Raw genomic sequence first — 17720 nt, forward strand, 5'->3', positions numbered from 1 at the left:
CTGTGCAGCAGACGGGGGAGTGCGCATGCGGGCTGTGATCATGGCGGGCGGGGAAGGCCTGCGGCTGCGCCCCTACACCCGCATCCTGCCGAAGCCCATGCTGCCCCTGGGCCACCGGCCGATCCTGGCCTGGCTGCTGGACCGGCTGGTGGCGGGGGGCGTGACCGAGGTCACGCTGGCCGTGCGCTACATGGGCTACGTCTTCCGCAGCTATTTCGGGGATGGCGAGCGCGTGGGGGTGCCGGTCCGTTACGTGGAGGAGACCGAGCCCCTGGGGACCGCCGGTCCCCTCCGGCTCATTCCGGACCTGCATGAGCCGTTCCTGGTGGTCAACGCCGACATCGTCACCGGGCTGGACTTCCGGGACTTCATCGCCTTCCACCGGGACCGGGGCGGCTGGCTGACGGTCGCGACCCAGCTGCGCCGGGAGCGGCTGAGCATGGGCGTGCTGGAGGCCGTGGGCGACCGGGTGGTGGCGTATCACGAGAAGCCGGAGCGGGTCGAGCGGCTGGGGCTCGGCATCTACGCCGTGGATCCCCGGGCCCTGGCCTACCTCACGGGGACGGGCCCGCTGGATATGCCGGAGTGGATTGCCCGGCTGCTGGCGGACGGCCGGCCCGTGATGCAGTACGAGACCGACGCGCCCTGGTTCGACCTGGGCTCGCCCGAGCAGTACGCCGCCGTGCTGGACCGGTGGCCGGAGCTGGAGAAGCGTCTCCGGGCGAGCGCCGAACCCCTGCCCGGCACCGGGCGGCCGTCCGGCGCCGGGCCGGCTTCCCTTACCGAGGCGGGCCCGGGCCGCGAACTGCGGGGGGACACGGGATGACCCGCCGGGCCTTGATTACGGGCGTGACCGGCATGCTCGGGCAGGAGCTGGCCCGCTGTCTGACCCGCCGGGGTTACGCGGTGTACGGCGCCGCCCGCCGGCCGCTGGTCCGGGGGGAGGACGGGGTGGCGTGGCAGCCCGTCGTCTGCGACCTCTGCGATGAGGCCGCCGTCCGGCAGGCCGTGCAGGTCAGCCGGCCGGAGATCGTCTTCCACCTGGCGGCGGCGCAGGCCAGCACTACCCGCAGCCCGTCGGCCGGCCGGCTGTTCGAGGTGAATGTGGCCGGCACCCTTCGGCTGCTCGCCGCCGTGGCGGAGGCGGCGCCCGGCGCGCGGGTCGTCCTCGCCAGCACCGGCGCCGTCTACGGCCCCAACACCGGTCCCCGGGGGCGGTGGCGGGAGGAGGCGCCCCTGCGGCCGGCCTCGCCGTACGCCGCCAGCAAGGCCGCGATGGAGCTGGCCGCCCGGAGCCTGGCGGGCGCACACGGCCCCGAGGTGGTCAGCGCCCGGCTGTTCAACCTGATCGGCGTGAGCCCCCGGAGTGACAGCGCCCCGGCCAACTGGGCCCGGCAGCTGTCCGCGATGGTGGCAGAGGGCCGCCCGCGCCCTCTCCGGACGGGCAACCTGGCGGCCGTGCGGGACTACCTGGACGCCGGGGACGCCGCCCGCGCCCTGGCCCTGCTGGGGGAACTGGACGACCCCGAACCGGTCTACAACATCTGTTCCGGACGCGGGGTGCGGCTGGAATGGGTGGCCCGGCAGCTCTGGCGGCTGAGTGGGATGGGCGAGCCGCAGTTTGCCCCGGCCGGCGGGGCGGCCGAGACCCCGAAGACGGCCGCCGGCGCCGACCGCCTGGTGGGGGATCCCCGGCGGATCTGCGCCGCGACGGGCTGGGCGCCGGAGGTGCCGCTCACGCAGTCGCTGGAGCGGCTGCTGCGGTACTGGCACGACCGCGCCGCCGCCGGCGTTCCGGATGCGGAGGAGGATGGACCGTGAAGCGGGTGGCGGTGCTGGCGCCGGCCTTTCTCGGCCCCCGCGGCGAGCCGCCCGTGCAGGGCGGGGCCGAGCGCCACCTGAGCGAGCTCTGCCGGCTGCTGGAGGAACGGGGGTGGGAGGTCACGGTCTTCCAGGCCGCGGCCTGCGACTTCCGGGTCGTGCACGACGGGCGGGTGGTGTGCGGTCTGGCGCCGACCGTGGTGCAGGGCGGCGCCTGGCCGGTCACCAACCGGCGCTTCCGGGAGGCCGCCCGCAGCTTCGACCACCACCTGTTCCACCTGTGGTCCATGGCGTACCCCGAAGCGCCGCCGGGCAGCATCGGCGTCTCCCACTCGCTCTGGTGGGACGACGGCGGCGTGGTGCGGCGCCCCTACCCGAACTTCACGCCCCGGCTGCGCCAGGCGCTGCAGGCCCTCTCCGTCGTGGTCGCCAACGACACCAACGTGATCAACTGGGTGAGGGCCACCTGGCCGGAGCTGGAGGAGCGGTTCCGGTTCATCCCCAATTTCGTCGACCTGGCGCAGTTCTCGCCGGAACCGGCCCGCACGGGCGCCGCATCGGCCCGTGCCGGTGATGGGTCGGCCCCTGCCGTCGGCGAATCGCCCCTTGCCGGCGGCGGATCGGTTCGTGCCGGTGACGAAGCGGCCCTGGCCGGCGGCGGATCGGTTCGTGTCGGTGACGCAGCGGCCCTGGCCGGCGGCGGATCGGTTCGCACCGGTGACGCAGCGGCCCCGTCCGGCGGCGGATCGGTTCGCACCGGTGACGCAGCGGCCCCGTCCGGCGGCGGATCGGTTCGCACCGGTGACGCATCGCCCCTTGCCGGCGGCGGATCGATTCGTGCCGCCGGTGGTGCCTTCCGGGTGCTGGTCCCGTGTCGGCTGGAGCCGCAGAAGGGGCTGGAGCCCATGCTGCAGGCGGCGCTCCTGCTGACCGAGGAGCCGGGCATCGAGGTCCACTTCGTGGGGTCCGGGCCCGTGGAGGCGGTGCGCCGGCTGCAGGAAGCCTCCGCAAGGCGGCCGGCCATCCGGTACCGCAGCCGGCCCATGGCGGAGATGCCGGCGGAGTACCGGGCGGCGGACCTGGTGGTCATCCCGTCGCTGGCCTCCGAGGGGACCAGCCTGAGCTGCCTCGAGGCCATGGCGTCGGGCCGTCCGGTGATCGCCGGGTGGGTGGGCGGCCTGTCCAACCTCATCATCCACGAGTACAACGGGCTCCTCCTGCGGCCCACGGCGGAGGGCCTCGCCGCGGCCGTCCGGCGGCTCTGGCAGGATGCCGGCACCCGGGCCCGGATGGCGGAGCGAGCCCTGGAGGTGGCGAGGGTCCACGCCCTGGAGCGGTGGCGGCAGGCGTGGGGGGAGGTCCTGGATGCGTGCTGGGGCTGTTGACATAACCACTCGGCGCGCTCCGGCATAGACTGTGTGAGGGAACCCATGGTCCCAACCCTGAAGGAGGGTCCTGGATGGTTTTCAAGCTTCGTACCCGCAACAGTGAGTTTGAGACCGGCACGTTCATCCCATGGGTTGCCAGCGGCGATGCCACCGTGTCGGACGATATCGCCTGCAGCGGCTTCTGGACCGCCCGCCTCGGGCCGGGGACGGGGTATATCCTGCAGGATGGTGTCGCCTACCCGAACCGCAGCTTCGAGATCCAGTTCCGTGTCGGAGCCGTCGGCGGCCTGGCGACCTCGCCGCTGGTGGTGACGCTGGACTTCTACGATGAGCCGGGCTTCGGCCAGTTCTTCCAGTGGGAGCAGCAGCGGGAGCGGAGCGGCGGCGCGTTCCTGCCGGAACCCGAGCCCCAGCCCAAGGGACGGCTGCTGCGCCGGTTCAGCTTCACCGTTGCCGCGGCCGATATTCCCACCGTCGGCGGCGCGACCCCGGTCGGCTGCCTGCAGCTGAACCTGGACGCCGGCCTCTCGCCCAACGGCACCCGCCGCTTCCGCCTGACCTTCTCGAAGCCGATCGCGGGCGGCGCGGACCTGATCGTGGACGCCATACACCTGATCGAGCGGACTGTACCCTGATCCGACGAACCGTGCGTGATCACCGGGGTTCTGTCAGAAGAGGCAACGCCCTGCGGCCGTCGCCGCAGGGCTTCCTCTTGTGTCGCCTTTCCCGGGTGAAGGAACGTGATCTACGTCTGCCGAGTCTCCCGAAGCGGCAGGCCCGGGGTTAGCCCAGCCGCTTTCGCGCGGAATGTACACCTGCCCGCCTCGGCGCACTGCACATTCTGCGCGCAAGTTCCCCCTCATCTGGTCGGTTCGCGCCCGGAACACAGAGGTTCTCCCCACCATACCGCCCATACCCCGCCATTTCGGCGTCTCGTTGCGCGCGGAATGTGCACGGCCCGGGGTGATCCGACTGCACATTCTGCGCGCTCACTCGGGTCTGGGCCGCCGATTCCGCGCGGAATGTACACCTGCCGGCCTCGGCGCACTGCACATTCCGCGCGCAAGTCCCCCTCATCTTGTCTGTTCACGCCCGGGACACAGAGGTACCCCCACCATACTGCCCATGTCCCGCCATTCTTGCGTCCCGTTGCGCGCGGAATGTACGCGGCCCGGGCTGGTCCGACTGCACATTTCGCGCGCTCACTCAGGTCTACCCCGCCGCTTCCGCGCCGAACGCACACCGGCCCACTTCCGTTCCCCGCACATTCCGCTCGCAACGTGCACCGCCCTCCCCGTGCGCAAGTTCCCCACCACGGCTTCACGATTCCTCCATCATGAGGTGCCGGCAGGTCAGCCCGGTGTCGACCCAGGGCTGGAAGCCGGCCGCCTTCGCACGGCGGCAGAACCCCTCATCCTCGCCGGTGGGCGCCGGTTCATAGCGGCAGCCGCTCTCCAGCACGGCACGGGCGATCAGCACGGCTGCACCCACCACGTCCACGGGGATCACCGCGTCCCGGGGAAAGGTGCGGGGGTGGCGGAGCCGGCCCCGGGCGTCTGCACAGAGGAAGTTGCAGCGCCAGTGCGGGCCGGACAGGTGCAGGTCGTTGGGGACCCGCGCCCCGATGAGCGGCTTCTCCGCCGCCAGCAGGCGGCGCAAGGCGTGGGGCGGGGGCAGGACGTCGCTGTCCACCGAGAACAGGTAGTCGGCCTCGCAGCGCAGAGTCTCGGCGATGAGGAGGTTGCGGAGCAGGGCGAGGTTGGCATAGGAGTAATGGCCCCGCTGCCACCGGGGGAAGTTGAGGTCGTGGCGGAGCAGTGACGTGGGGCGCTTCCGGGCGAACGCGCGGAGAATCGTCTCGCTGTCGTCGGTGGAGTCGTTCAGCACGAAGGCGAACCGCACCCGTTCCGCCGGGTAGTCCAGCGCCTCCAGGGCGGTCAGATAGGCGGGCAGCGCCCAGGCGCGGTTGCGCACGGGACAGCCGATCAGCACCAGCGGAAGCGGCACGGGGGAGACCTCCCTTGTGATGGCACCCAGGAGCAGCCCTGCAGTGCAGATGCCGACGGACCCCGGCAGGCCCGCCCCGGGCGTTCAAGAGGGCGACTGAGCGTCGTTGCCCAGCAGATCCGGAAAGGCGGCCTGGATGCGCGCAAAGCGGGCCGCCCAGCTGTTCTGCCGGGCGAGCTGCTGCCGCGCCTCCCGGCGCGCAGGCGTGTCGGCGTGCCAGGCGGCCTCGATCGCCTGCGCAAACCCTTCCGGGTCCGACGCCACCGCCACGTGGCCGCCGAGCGAAAGCACCTCGGGGATGGGCGTGGAGACGACCGGCAGGCCGGCCCCCAGGTATTCCCACAGCTTGACTGGGTTGGCGGCCCGGGTGACCGCGGTGAGTTGGAACGGGATGAGCCCGACGTCCAGGTGGTGCAGGTACCGGGCGAGCTGGGCGTGGGGCCGGTGCCCCAGGTGGTGGATGTTCGCCCCCCGCGCCGGCCGCCGGCCGTGCAGCGGGCCGATAACGGCGAAGTGCCACCGGGGCAGGCGCGCGGCGACGGCCTCCAGGAGCCTGCCGTCCACCCAGGGCGCCCAGGCGCCGACGAAGCCGGCCACCGGCGCCGGCGGCAGGTCGGCGGGCCGGGGGTGGAGCGGTCCCCGGGCGAGATCTTCGTCCCAGCCGTTAGGGACGAGGACGACCCGCGGGTGCAGGCCGGAGAGCCGCGCAAAGAGGCTGCGGGCGGTGGTCACCACGGCATCGGCGCGCTGCAGCATAGGGCCCTCGTAAGGGCGCCACTCGGGGAAGTCGTCCACGGCGTCAAATACCACCGCGTCCGGCCGGTAGCGGTCCAGCGTGTCGTGAAGTTTGGGCCAGGAGCACCAGACCAGGCGCGCCCCTTCGGGCAGGCTCCGGGCGACGAAGGCCTCGTGGTCGTGGATCACCCAGAGGTTGGGGGCGACGGGTTCCGGCGGACTTCCGGGGCGTTGCGTGAGGTTGCAGAAGTAGGTGGGGTGGCCGTGCCGGGCGAACTGCCGCATGAGCTGCTGTGGCCGCTGCTTGAGGAAGGTCCAGTTCAGCGTGGGCGGGTAGATGACCGAAACGCGCATGGCGGTCTCCTCTCCACCCGTAAGTAACAGATACCGAGGACCGGACAATGCCCGGCCCTCGGTGAAGTTGGAAAGCAGGGCACGCCCGCTAGAGCGGGGGGGCTCAGCCCTTTTCCTGCGCGTGGAAGCCCAGACTGCGCAGCGCGGCGACCAGCTCCTGAGTAATCCCCCGCCGGGGTGCGTGAGTAACGTTTATTCTGCGGAGCGGCACATTCAGGGCGATCTGCTGGACGCCGTCGATCTGGCGCAGCGTGTCGTACGCCAGCTGGGCTGCCGCGGCATCCCGCATCCCGTAGACCTTCAGACTCGTCGTGACCAGGCTCCCTGCCACGGCCGTCTTGCTCACCTCGCGGGGCGGCGGTTACTCGGCCTTTTCGCGGGCCAGCCGCGGCCGGCTCATGGGTGCGACGCCGCAGCCGGGCGGCGGGGTCGTGGGCGGAGGGCACTGGAACGGCTTCGGGCCGGTCTGGCAGGCATCCGGCACGCAGTAGTCGTTGATGTTGATGCTGACCGTGACGTCCGCCGTCACCTGGATGTTCTGGCAGACGAAGAGCTCGACCTGCACGGCCGGCGTGCTGTTGATGGCGGTCATGAAGGCCCGGGCGGCGGCGTCGGTGATTTCGCAGGTGAGCGTGGTGCCTTCCGGCGCGCAGACGCGGATGAACTCGTCGAAGAAGCGGGTGCGGGTCTGCGAGGTCACCTCGACGCCGTTGACGATGACCGGCACGGGGTTGCCGTTGGCATCGACGAAGGTCAGTTCGAAGGTGACCAGCCGCCGGATCGTGACGGCCGCCAGTCCGCTCGGATCCTGGTCCCGGTCGATCTCCGCGCACTCCACGCTGATGATGGCGGCTTCGATGCCGGCCACGGTGGAGGTGTCGGCCGGGAACACGATGTCGGGAAGCAGAACGGTGGTGGTGCCATTCAGGTAGCACCAGTCGTAGACCTGCGTGGTTCGAATGCAAATGGGTTCCAGCTGAGCTGGCTGCAGACGCTCCTCGGGCACGGTGGTCCCTCCTGACAGCTGTAGGATTGGTTCATTATGTGCGCCACGAAGGGGGAATGTTACTCCGGCGGCCGCATAGGCTCTGGTAACGTCCCATGCGTGTGCGCGGGGAGGGGAGGGTGGACATGCGGGCAGATGCGATGGCCGACAGAGCGCCGCTGCTGCCGCTAGGCGGGCGGCTGGTGGCGCTGGACGCCTTGGACCACGGTGAAGCTTCCCCGCCCTGGGAGCAGGCGGTGCTGAGCATCGCGAACTACACGGCCGAGATGCTGCAGGCCCAGGGGGCATCCGTGCTGGTGACCACCGGCACTCCGTCCGCGGCCTCGGCGGCCGGCAGGGCCCGGCAGATCGAACAGCACGGGGCCGAGGTGCTGATCTTCCTGCGGACCGGAAGCCATCCCTCCACCCAGATCCGCGGGGTGCGGGCGCTGGTGCCGAGTCCCTACGCCCTGGCCAGCCGCCGCCTGGCCGAGCGGCTGCTGAAGCGGATCGGCGCCCGCACGGGCCTGCCGTCCCGCGGCGTCCCGCTCTGGTCGTGGTTCCCGCCGGACCTGGCTGCCGTGATCCGGGGGCACCGGCCGGTCAGTCTCGTGGTGGAGGTGGCGACCCCCACCTGCCCGGCGGATGAGCTGCTGCTCATGCGGCGCGGCTTTCAGCTGCGGGTGGCCCACGGGCTCACCGAGGGGCTCCTGGACTACTTCGGCCAGCTGTCTGCCGGTCACGCTCCGGCGGGGCTGGTCGAGGCGGATCCTGCCTGGGCGGACTCTGCCCCGGACACCGCCGCCGGCGAGGGCCTCGTGCCCGATGGCACCTTTATTGTAAGTCCCGTTCCGGAAGGTCTCTTCCACAGGGCCGACGTTGCGGAGGGGGGCGTTGCCCAAGGGGATACTCCCGAGGATGATGTTTCTGAAGGTAACGTTGCCGAGGGTGATACTTCCGAGGACGATGCTTCTGAGGGTAACGTTGCCGAGGGTGATACTTCCGGGGACGAGGTCTCCGAGGGCAACGTTGCCATAGGGGTTATTCCCGAGGACGATGTTTCCAAGGGAAACGTTACTCAAGGGGATACTCCAGAGGATGATGTATCTGAAGGTAACGTTACCCACGGGGATACTCCAGAGGATGATGTTCCTGCAGGTAACGTTGCCCAACGGCATATTTCCGAGGACGATGTTTCTGAGGGTAACGTTGCCGTAAGGGATGCTCCCGAGGATGGTGTTTTCGAGGGTAACGTTGTCGCAGGGGATACTCCCGAGGATGGTGTTTCCGGGCGAAACGCTGCCGGGCGTGATGCTCCCAAGGACGATGGTGATGTCGCCGAGGGTGCCACTCCCACGGCTGAGGTTGCGGAGGTTGATGTTTCCACGGGTGATACTCCGGAAGGCGACGTTCTCCAGGGCAACGTTATCAGAGATGATGCTCCCGAGGGCTACGCTCCGGGAGGTAACGTTACCGGGGAGGATATTTCCGGGAATAACATTTCAGGTGGTTACGTTGCCCGGGGTGGGCGTCCCGAGGATAGCATGGCGGGTGGTCTTGTTTCCTGGGGCGGGCGTTCCGAGGATGGCATGGCGGGTGGTTACGTTGCCCGCGGTGGCAGTCCCGAGGGTGGCGCAGCGGAGGGTAACGTTGTCGCCGGCGACACTTCCAGCGATGACGTTCCCGGCGTCCCCGAACGGCACATTCACGATGGCGGGGCAGAGGAGGAGGTCACGCCGGCCGGCGACGGCTTTGCCCCTGCAGCTCCCGGAGATGGCCAGCGACAACCGGCGCTTCCCGCTTCCGGAGCCCCCGGTGCCGCGGCCGCCGGCGAACCCGTCCTCGAGGAGCTTGTGTTTCGGGCTCCAGCAGCCGAGGGGATGAGGTCCGGCATGCCGACCGCCGGCAGCGACCGTTCAGGTCAGGGCGCCGCGCCTGTGGCAGGAGGCGACGGGGCGCCGCCGCAGACGGCACCCGATGGCTCCCAGGCGTCCGCGCGGGCCCGGACCGCCTCGCGGCCGGATCTGGGCATCACGGAGTTCCTGATCATCACTGAGGCTTCGCCTCCGCAACCTCAGCCGGCGGCAAGACCCGCCTCAGCCGGCAGGGCGGCCAGTCCTTCGCCATCCCCGGGCAGCCCCCAGCGACCCAGACCCACGTGGGCGAAGTCCATCCTCGCCACCTGGCCCAAGGATCCGAACCAGCCCGTGCCGCGCACCGTCACGCCTGCCTGGGTACAGCCGACGGCGCCGATTCCGGTGCAGCCACTCCAGGGACAGCTTCCGCCACTGGGGAGTGGGCAGGAGCAGCGGCCGCCATGGGCGGGTTGGCCAGGGGCGCAGGGCACACAGCCGTTCACGGGGCAGGTGCCGCACGGGGGGCAGATGCCCCAGGGTGCGCAGGTACCCCACGCAGGGCAGGTGCCGCACGGGGGGTCGACGCCCCAGGGCGTGCAGGTGCCACACGCAGGGCAGGTGCCGCCTGCCGGAGGGGTGCCTCCCGGGGCGCAGATGGCATGGCCGGCGCAGGTCCCCCCCGGGGGAGATGTACCTGCCTCGGCGACGACGACTTCACCCGTGTACATCCCGGTAGGCGGGCAGGTGACCTTCCTTGGCAGCCCCGGTCAGCCGGAGCCGATGGTGGTCTGGCCGGACGGCTCACTCGTCTCGCCCCGGGCGCAGATCCTGATGCGGCTGAAGACCCGCACCACGGCGGATAGAGCGAAGAAAAGGGCAGAAGGCCCGCCGGAATCCTGATCCGGCGGGCCCGATCGCGGGCACTGCTGAAACCACCGCCCATACATTGAAGCACGAACGAATCAGGCGAGGTGGCAAGGCGGTGACCTGGAACGCGCCGATTCTGGGAAAGGCCCTGGCCCGGCCGGAGCAGCTCACAGCGTACACGCGGCGGGAGAATCCGAACGCACCGGATCTGGCGGGGCTCTACCTGGCCATGGCCGAGAAACTGGGGGTGCGCGGCGATGTCGCCTACGCCCAGGCGGTGGTGGAGACCAACGGTTTTCGGATGGACGGTCTGCTGGAGCGGGGCCGGTACAACTTCGCCGGGCTCGGCGTGAGCCGGCCCGGCCAGGCCGGGGTCAGCTTCCGTTCGCCCGAGGAGGGCGTCCTGGCCCACCTGCAGGCGCTGTACATTCAGGCTTCAGGGGCTCCTCTGCCACCCGGTATGCCCAACCTCGTACCTTTCCTGCCGGAGGAGGCCAAGGGCCGGATCGCCCACGTGGGCGCCCTCCGCCGCCCGGGCTGGCCCGCCGACGCCGGATACGGCGAGGCCGTGGCACGTACCCTGGCCGGGATGCTGCTGGAACCTGTGGAGGGGGAGCCCTATCAGATTCAGCGCGACTTCCTCTCTCCCGGCGCGCCGGGCAGGCCGGGGGCCCGGGACGGCGCGGGGCCCTGGCGCGGCGTCGAGGGCATTGTCGTGCACCGGTCCGCCAGCCCGGGGCTCGACGGAGCCGGCATGCGGGACGTGCTGGAGCGGCCGGTGGCCGGGGAGCCCCTGTCCTGCCATTTCGTCGTCGACGACCGGGCCATCCGGCAGCTGGTGCCCGTGGGCGAGATCGCCTACCACACCGCCGGACGCAACCACCGGGATATCGGTGTGATGATCTGTGAGCACAACTGGGGCGCCCCTGCCTGGGAGGAGAGCTACCGGCGGCTGGTCTGGCTGGTGGCGAGGCTCATGGTGGTCTTCGAGGTCGGGATCGAGCGGGTGTCGGGCCGCTTCTGGTGGGATCCCGTCCAGCACCCCTACGACCCGACGCACCTGGGCTGGCGCCCGGAGGATGGCCCCGCCACAGGCCTGTTCAACTGGAACCGGTTCGTGGCGGACGTGCTGACCACGCGGAGAGATGTGGAGCGGAGCCTGGCTTCCCCTCCGGTGTCCGTCCCGCCGACAGACGGCGCAGTCCGGAAGCCGGTCATGGTCCTGGCACCGGAGGGGAACTGGGTCCAGGCGGCCATCATGCGAGGGAAGTCCAGGCGCTACGCCAGCCGGCGCCGGTGACCGTCGCGCCCGCCCCCGTACCCCCGTACCCCCTACCTCCGGGGTATACCGGTTGTTCGCCTTCGCTGGTGATGGCGGTGAGCCTGGCCGGCGGAAGCCCCTGCCCCCGCGGACCGGGGAGCAGGGGTTTCCTCTTGCCACCTGGAGACTGCGCAAGCAGGGATGGCTGGGGGCACCCGAAAACCCGGGATAGCGGGTGGGCACCCCGAGCGAAGCCGAGCAGCCAGGTGGCCCGGCGGCACCACCAGCGAAGCCGAACAGCCGGGATGGCCCGGCGGCACCCCCAGCGAGTCCGAACAGCCCGGATGGTGGGTGGGCACCCCGAGCGAAGCCGAGCAGCCAGGTGGGCCGGCGGCACCCCCAGCGAGTCCGAACACCCGGGATGGCCGGTGGGCACCCCCAACGAAGCCGAACACCCGGGATGCCCCGCCGGCACCACCAGCGAAAGCGAACAGCCAGGATAGCCGGTGGGCACCCCCAGCGAAGCCGAACCGCCGGGATGGCCCGGCGGCACCACCAGCGAAAGCGAACACCCGGGATGGCCGGTGGATGGCCGGTGGGCATCACCAGCGAAAGCGAACAGCCAGGATAGCCGGTGAGCACCCCCAGCGAAGCCGAACAGCCGGGATGGCCCGTAGGCGCCACGAGCGAAGCCGAAGACAGCGCCGCGGCGCGGGAAGCTCCAGACGGCGAGGCGAACCGGGTTCCGGTTTGGAAGGTATAAAGAGTGAGAGGTGATGCCGGCATGGATGAGATCGCCTTGATCCGGGCAGCGCAGCGCGGCGATCTTTCCGCCATGGAAGCGCTCTACCGGCGGTACAACTCGAAGATGTACCATACGGCGCTGATCGTGCTCGGGGACCCGCACCGGGCGGAGGACGCGGTCCAGGAGACCTTCGTCCGGGCTTTCCGGTCCATCCGCACCTTCGATGTATCCCGCCCCGTTGCGCCCTGGCTCACCCGGATCGTCATCAACCGGTGCCGCAGTTTCCAGCAGCAGGAGCGCCGCTGGGTGCCCTGTGGCGACGGGCCGCACGGGGGTCATGCGGACGCACGGCTGGATCATGCCGAGATCCATGCCGACGTGTGGCGGGCCCTGCTCCTGTTACCCGAGCAGCCGCGCGAGATCCTGATGCTTCGCTACTTCCACGACTTCTCGCTGCCGGAGATCGGGCAGATCCTCGGCCTGCCGGTAGGCACCGTGAAGTCGCGCCTTCACGCGGCGCGACAGCGGCTGAAGGAGCTCGTGCTGAGCCAACCGATGAGAGGGGAAGGAAAGGAGCGGCTGACCCATGGATGATGCCCGGTTCGACCAGGTGATTCGCGGCGCGTTCCGCTACGGGGTGGAAGGGCACCAGCCTCCGGACCGCTGGGGGCAGATCGCCGAAGCCATCCGTCAGGAACGGCGGCGCAGCCGGCGCGCCGCTGTCGTCGGAGCTGCTGCCGCCGTGCTGCTTGTCAGCCTGCTGCTCCCGCCGGTGCGGGCGGTGGCCGCCAACGGCGTCATCGCCCTGTGGAAGATCCTGTGGGAAGGCAGGGCGGGAGGAAGGCCGGCACAGGTGGTGACGCTGCCCGAGCCCGGAACCGGGGCGGTCCCGTCCCAGCGGGACTCCGCCGACCCCGAGGCGCCCGGCGCTGCGCACCAGGCGGAGCCTCCGCAGCCCGGAGAGCTGGGGCAGGAGCGGCAGACGGTCAGCGACCTGGCCGAAGCCGCGGCCCTGGCGGGGTTCGACGTGCCCGCCGTCCGGCAGGAGGGGGCCGTGATGCGCGAGGCTGCGGTGATCACGGTCCCGGCGGGATCCCAGGGCGAGATGCGGGTCGTGGAAGCGGTGTACTCGTGGCAGGGGCAGTTGTACACCCTCTCTGCCCGGGCGGTCTTCCTCAGGGGCGACGGCGGGAGTCTCGACCCCGAGCCGGTGCCGGTTCCGGCGCTCACGATCTACACGCCCGCGGGGGAGGCGGTGCAGGGCACCGAGGTGGTCGACCTGGGCGGCGTGGAGGCCGTCTGCACCCGGCGCACGGTCGGCGGCGGATACACCCTGGTCCAGTGCGACTGGCTGGCGGGCGACGTGCGCGTCAGCCTCAACGGCCCCGACTTCGCGTCGGTGGTGCAGCTGGCGGAGACAGCGGTCCATCCGTAGCGGACCCGGGCAGTCCTGGCGCCCCGGGACCACGCTGCCGGGGGATTGCGCAGCGGAGAAAGTTGGCAGACTAGACAGGTTATAGACGGAAGTCTGGCAGAAATGGTATACTTGGGGATGAAGCGGTGCGGGCCGGCCCCGGGGAATTCCCCGGGGCCGGCCGAGGCCAGCGGAGCCGCGCGAAGGCGCCGCAGGGCCGCGGCACCACCCCGCGGGGGCGGGAGCCGCCGGGGAAGGCAGGCGCGCCTCCGGGTTGGCCGCGGAAACGTGCAGAGGGGGGATGCGTGTGTTGCCGCAGTGCTCTACCTGCTGCTTCTCTTGCTGCCGCTCGTGGACCCCCATCGCAAGAACTACGCCGCCTTCGGCCGCATCTACGGCTACATCCGCCAGGCCATCCCCGCCTTCGTCCTGCTGCTTCACCTGGCGATCGTGGCCGAGGCCCTGGGCCTCTCCATCTCGCCCATGGCGGTGATGTTCCTGGCGATGTCCGCGCTCTTCTTCCTCCTGGGCGTGGTCATGCGCCGGTTCCGGCACAACTACTTCGTCGGCATCCGCACGCCCTGGACCCTGGCCAGCGAGGAGGTCTGGACCCGCACCCACGAGTTCGCCAGCCGGGTCTGGGTCGTCCTCAGCCTGCTGCACGCGCTGGTGGTGTTCTTCCCGCCCTATCTGCGGATGTGGGTGTCCATGGCCGTGGTCGCGGTGATGGTGGTCGTTCCGGCGGTGTACTCCTACTGGGCTTACCGGCAGGTGAGCGCGTAGGCGCATCGCGCCGGCTGCCCGCCGGCCGCGGCGGGCGATCCCGCACGGGGGCTGACGCTTCGGTGTACACGGCGTCGGCCCCCGTGAGTCGCGCCGCGGGGCGGGCCGGTCGGCCGGACCAACCCGCGGCAGTCGTCTACAGGATTCGTTCGCCACGACAGCGAACAGGTCTCGGTGAGGTGAGATGGGTGGCACCCACCAGTGGCGGCGATTCCAGGAGCAAGGCCAAGAGCTATTACGGCGATCCCCTGAACATGCCGGTCCAGTACCTGAAGGGCATCGGGCCGGCCCGGGCCAGGGACCTGGCCAGACAGGGGATATCCACCGTGCGCGACCTCATCGAGCGGGTTCCCCGGGCGTACCGGGACTACTCCCAGTTCAAGCACATCGCCCAGGCCCAGGCGGGGCAGCAGGAGTCGCTGATGGGCACGGTGGTGATGGTGCAGGACCAGAAGGTCCGGGGGCGGCTGCAGCTGACCAAGGTCATCATCTCCGACGGCTCCGGCACCGCCGCAGGCGTCTGGTTCAACCAGCCCTGGCAGGCCAAGCGCTTCCCCGTGGGCACGAAGGTCGTCTTCGCCGGGACGGTGGAACGGCGGGGCGCGCAGATCCAGATCACCAATCCCGAATGGGAGATCATTGACGAGGAATCCTCCTCCGACCCGCTTCACGCCGGCCGGATTGTGCCGGTCTATCCCCTGACCGGCTCCCTCAACCCCCGGGACGTGCGGCGGGCGGTGCACTTTGCCCTCCAGTCCGCCGCGCACCTGATGCCCGACACCGTGCCCGAGGCCGTGCGGCAGCGGCAGGGGCTGATGCCCTTGGCGGAGGCGTGGCGGGCCATCCACTTCCCCGACTCCGAGGCCCAGAAGGAGCGGGCCCGGACCACCCTCGCCTTCGAGGAGCTGTTCGTGCTCCAGGTCGGGCTGGCCCTGGTGCGCCGGCAGACGGTGGTGGAGCAGGCGGGGATCGCCCACGGGCCCGACGGCGAGATCAGCCGCCGGCTGCGGGCGAGCCTGCCCTTCCGGCTGACGGCCGCCCAGGAGCGGGTGATCCGGCAGGTGGCGGCCGACATGGAGTCCCCCCGGCCGATGAACCGGCTCATCCAGGGCGATGTGGGCTCCGGCAAGACGATGGTCGCCGTCGCCGCCCTGGCCAAGGCCGTGGACTCCGGCCACCAGGGCGTGCTGATGGCCCCCACCGAAATCCTGGCGGAGCAGCACTACCTGAATCTGCGCCGGATCTTCGGCCCGCTGGGCGTCGAGGTGGTGCTGGTGACCGGCAGCCTCACCAAGAAGGAGCGGGAGGCCAACCTGGGCCTGCTGCAGATGGGCACGGCCCACATCGCCGTCGGCACCCACGCGCTGATCGAGGACCGGGTGGTCTTCAAGGACCTGAGCCTGGTGATCACCGACGAGCAGCACCGCTTCGGCGTACGGCAGCGGGCGCGGCTGCAGCAGAAGGGCGAGGTCATGCCCGACACGCTGGTGATGACCGCCACGCCGATCCCCCGGACGCTGGCGCTCACCCTCTACGGCGACCTGGACGTCTCGGTGATCGACGAGCTGCCCCCGGGCCGGCGGCCCGTGGGCACCTACTGGCGGCCCGAGTCGGCCCGCCGCCAGGTCTACGACCACCTGATGCGCACCGAGGTGCCCGCCGGCCGGCAGGGGTACGTGGTGTGCCCCCTGGTGGAGGAGTCGGACAAGCTCCAGGCCCAGGCGGCCACCGAGTGGTACGAGCGGCTGCGGGAGCAGTACCCCGACGTGCGCATCGGGCTGCTCCACGGCCGCATGCGGCCGGCGGAGAAGGAGGCGGTGATGGAGGCCTTCCGCGCCGGGGAGATCCAGGTGCTGGTGACCACGACGGTCATCGAGGTCGGCGTCGACGTGCCCAACGCCTCGATGATGATCATCGAGGGGGCCGACCGGTTCGGCCTGGCCCAGCTCCACCAGTTGCGGGGCCGGGTGGGGCGCGGCAGCCACCAGTCCTACTGCGTGCTGATCGCCGACCCGAAGACGCAGGAGGCCCGGGAGCGGATGATGATCCTGCAGAAGTACAGCGACGGCTTCGCCCTGGCCGAGAAGGACCTGGAGCTGCGGGGGCCGGGCGAATTCTTCGGCACCCGGCAGCACGGCATGCCCGACCTGAAGGTGGCCAACCCCGTCGCCGACCTGGCCATCCTGGAGCGGGCGCGGGCCGAAGCGGCGCGGCTGGTGGAGGAGGATCCCCAGCTCCTCCTTCCTGCGCACCGGGCGCTCCGGCAGGCCGTCAAGGAGCGGCTGGGCGCGCAGTTCGGCTTCATCCTGGTGAGCTGATTTTGCCAAGGACCTTATAAATATCGCGGGATGGGGTTAAGAAGTTGAAGGGGGGGCCGAAAAGGATGCGTCAAACAGGATGTCGGCACCCGATCGTTCCCCTGGTGACCGCGCTGCTGCTGTGGCTGGTTCCGGCGTCTGCCTGCGCCAACGCCGGACCGCCCCGGGTCGTGGGCGACACTGGCGGGCCCCTGCTGCCGGGGACGAGCGACCAGGTGCACGTGCTGGGTGAGGTGCTCCGGTTCGACCTGAGCGAGGACCTCAGCCGCGCCACCGTCACCGCACGGTACACCCTGGCCAACCGGGGACCGGCGCTGGACGGCCAGCCTTTCGCCTTCGTGGTGCAGGACACCGGCGACGCGGCGGAGCTCACGGCTACCTGGCAGGGCCAGCCGGTGCCGGTGCGGATGGAGTGGGGGCAGTTCGCCCCCGACGACCTGAAGGCGATGGCCGACGCCTGGACCACCGCGGACGTGTGGCTGGATCCCGTCACCGGCGAGCCGTACGAGCCGGACATCTGGCACCAGCCGGTGCTCCGCTTCTACCTCTTCACCCTCGACCTGCCCGCAGACGCGGAAGGCGAGCTGGTCGTCACCTACGACCACGCCGCCGCCTGGGACCGGACGCGCTGGGCCAACCGAGTCTTCCAGTATCACTACCTGCTCCTGCCGGCCCGGGGGTGGGCCTCCTTCGGCCCCCTGGAGATCCGGGTCGCGGCGCCGCCGGGCACCCGGTACGACTTCGCCGGCAACCTGGAGTTCCGGCAGGAGGACGGCGAGTACGTGGCCGAGTACCCCGGTCTGCCCGACGAGAACCTGACGTTCGCCGTGATGAACCGGTCGGGCCTCTTCCTGGGCCCCAGCCCGGCCCCGTATTACTGGCTGGGCTTCGCGGCGGTGCTGGCGGTGGCGGCGGCCGTCGGCCTCGGCTTGGGCCGGCTGGCCGGACGGCTTTCGTCCCGCGGATGGGCGGTCGGCGTGGGGACGCTCGCGGGCCTGGTGCTGGGGGGCACCCTGGACGTGTGGTTGGCGATCGGCTTGCTGATGCGGATCCCCGCCCTGCGTGAGCAGGGGTACGGCCCGCCGCTCATCGGCATCGCCCAGGGGATCGTGGCGGCGGTGGTGAGCGGCATCGCTGCGGGCCGCGCGGCCCGGCGGACCTGGGGCCGGCGGCAGACCGGATGAAC

General features: G+C 70.8%; 15 protein-coding genes. 11 read left to right on the forward strand and 4 right to left on the reverse strand.

The features are described from left to right. The first annotated feature begins 25 nt into the window (after positions 1-25). The 4 genes from ACZ5UM_RS11805 to ACZ5UM_RS11820 all read left to right on the forward strand — a co-directional run bounded on the left by ACZ5UM_RS11805 (position 26) and on the right by ACZ5UM_RS11820 (position 3844). Positions 26-826, forward strand: a complete 801-nt coding sequence (locus ACZ5UM_RS11805; protein WP_464844341.1) for a nucleotidyltransferase family protein — start codon at positions 26-28, stop codon at positions 824-826. Then, positions 823-1821, forward strand: a complete 999-nt coding sequence (locus tag ACZ5UM_RS11810) for an NAD-dependent epimerase/dehydratase family protein (protein WP_464844343.1) — start codon at positions 823-825, stop codon at positions 1819-1821. The genes ACZ5UM_RS11805 and ACZ5UM_RS11810 overlap by 4 nt, the downstream gene beginning before the upstream one ends. Next, complete coding sequence (locus tag ACZ5UM_RS11815; RefSeq protein WP_464844344.1) at positions 1818-3206, forward strand: glycosyltransferase family 4 protein; 1389 nt, start codon at positions 1818-1820, stop codon at positions 3204-3206. The genes ACZ5UM_RS11810 and ACZ5UM_RS11815 overlap by 4 nt, the downstream gene beginning before the upstream one ends. Positions 3207-3280: 74 nt before the next feature. Next, positions 3281-3844, forward strand: coding sequence for a hypothetical protein (locus ACZ5UM_RS11820; RefSeq protein WP_464844345.1), 564 nt, complete (start codon positions 3281-3283; stop codon positions 3842-3844). A 685-nt stretch (positions 3845-4529) separates the two neighbouring features. Here ACZ5UM_RS11820 and ACZ5UM_RS11825 read toward each other — a convergent pair. The 4 genes from ACZ5UM_RS11825 to ACZ5UM_RS11840 form a co-directional block, all read right to left on the reverse strand. Continuing rightward, complete coding sequence (locus ACZ5UM_RS11825) at positions 4530-5216, reverse strand: glycosyltransferase family 2 protein (RefSeq protein ID WP_464844347.1); 687 nt, start codon at positions 5214-5216, stop codon at positions 4530-4532. 84 nt (positions 5217-5300) lie between these two features. Next, a complete protein-coding gene (locus ACZ5UM_RS11830) occupies positions 5301-6305 on the reverse strand; it encodes a glycosyltransferase family protein (RefSeq protein WP_464844348.1) in 1005 nt (334 codons plus the stop codon). Between the two features lie 103 nt (positions 6306-6408). Beyond that, a complete protein-coding gene (locus ACZ5UM_RS11835) occupies positions 6409-6636 on the reverse strand; it encodes a heavy-metal-associated domain-containing protein (RefSeq protein WP_464844349.1) in 228 nt (75 codons plus the stop codon). A 30-nt stretch (positions 6637-6666) separates the two neighbouring features. Continuing rightward, on the reverse strand, positions 6667-7311 hold the full coding sequence (locus ACZ5UM_RS11840; RefSeq protein WP_464844350.1) for a hypothetical protein: 645 nt from the start codon (positions 7309-7311) through the stop codon (positions 6667-6669). Between the two features lie 182 nt (positions 7312-7493). Here ACZ5UM_RS11840 and ACZ5UM_RS11845 point away from each other — a divergent pair, with 182 nt between their 5' ends. The 7 genes from ACZ5UM_RS11845 (at position 7494) to ACZ5UM_RS11875 (ending at position 17718) form a co-directional block, all read left to right on the forward strand. Beyond that, positions 7494-10046: an N-acetylmuramoyl-L-alanine amidase family protein gene (locus ACZ5UM_RS11845; protein WP_464844351.1), complete on the forward strand. Its 2553-nt coding sequence runs from the start codon at positions 7494-7496 to the stop codon at positions 10044-10046. 82 nt (positions 10047-10128) lie between these two features. Then, positions 10129-11313: an N-acetylmuramoyl-L-alanine amidase gene (locus ACZ5UM_RS11850; RefSeq protein WP_464844352.1), complete on the forward strand. Its 1185-nt coding sequence runs from the start codon at positions 10129-10131 to the stop codon at positions 11311-11313. 745 nt (positions 11314-12058) lie between these two features. After that, a complete protein-coding gene (locus ACZ5UM_RS11855; RefSeq protein WP_464844353.1) occupies positions 12059-12613 on the forward strand; it encodes an RNA polymerase sigma factor in 555 nt (184 codons plus the stop codon). Next, positions 12606-13454: a hypothetical protein gene (locus ACZ5UM_RS11860; RefSeq protein ID WP_464844355.1), complete on the forward strand. Its 849-nt coding sequence runs from the start codon at positions 12606-12608 to the stop codon at positions 13452-13454. The genes ACZ5UM_RS11855 and ACZ5UM_RS11860 overlap by 8 nt, the downstream gene beginning before the upstream one ends. Before the next feature lie 297 nt (positions 13455-13751). Then, positions 13752-14216, forward strand: a complete 465-nt coding sequence (locus ACZ5UM_RS11865) for an SdpI family protein (protein WP_464844357.1) — start codon at positions 13752-13754, stop codon at positions 14214-14216. Between the two features lie 188 nt (positions 14217-14404). Next, the gene (gene recG, locus ACZ5UM_RS11870) at positions 14405-16534 is read left to right on the forward strand and encodes an ATP-dependent DNA helicase RecG (RefSeq protein ID WP_464844359.1); all 2130 of its coding nucleotides are present in this window, start codon (positions 14405-14407) and stop codon (positions 16532-16534) included. Between the two features lie 65 nt (positions 16535-16599). Further along, the gene (locus tag ACZ5UM_RS11875; RefSeq protein WP_464844361.1) at positions 16600-17718 is read left to right on the forward strand and encodes a hypothetical protein; all 1119 of its coding nucleotides are present in this window, start codon (positions 16600-16602) and stop codon (positions 17716-17718) included. Positions 17719-17720: the final 2 nt, after the last annotated feature.

The sequence above is a fragment of the Symbiobacterium ostreiconchae genome (genome assembly GCF_055396975.1).

Excerpts from the sequence above, each read along its gene's own strand:
- ACZ5UM_RS11830 (WP_464844348.1), bottom strand. The coding sequence starts at position 6,305 with ATGCGCGTTTCGGTCATCTACCCGCCCACGCTGAACTGGACCTTCCTC.
- ACZ5UM_RS11855 (WP_464844353.1), top strand. The coding sequence starts at position 12,059 with ATGGATGAGATCGCCTTGATCCGGGCAGCGCAGCGCGGCGATCTTTCC.
- ACZ5UM_RS11875 (WP_464844361.1), top strand. The coding sequence starts at position 16,600 with ATGCGTCAAACAGGATGTCGGCACCCGATCGTTCCCCTGGTGACCGCG.
- ACZ5UM_RS11805 (WP_464844341.1), top strand. The coding sequence starts at position 26 with ATGCGGGCTGTGATCATGGCGGGCGGGGAAGGCCTGCGGCTGCGCCCC.
- ACZ5UM_RS11860 (WP_464844355.1), top strand. The coding sequence starts at position 12,606 with ATGGATGATGCCCGGTTCGACCAGGTGATTCGCGGCGCGTTCCGCTAC.
- ACZ5UM_RS11810 (WP_464844343.1), top strand. The coding sequence starts at position 823 with ATGACCCGCCGGGCCTTGATTACGGGCGTGACCGGCATGCTCGGGCAG.
- ACZ5UM_RS11820 (WP_464844345.1), top strand. The coding sequence starts at position 3,281 with ATGGTTTTCAAGCTTCGTACCCGCAACAGTGAGTTTGAGACCGGCACG.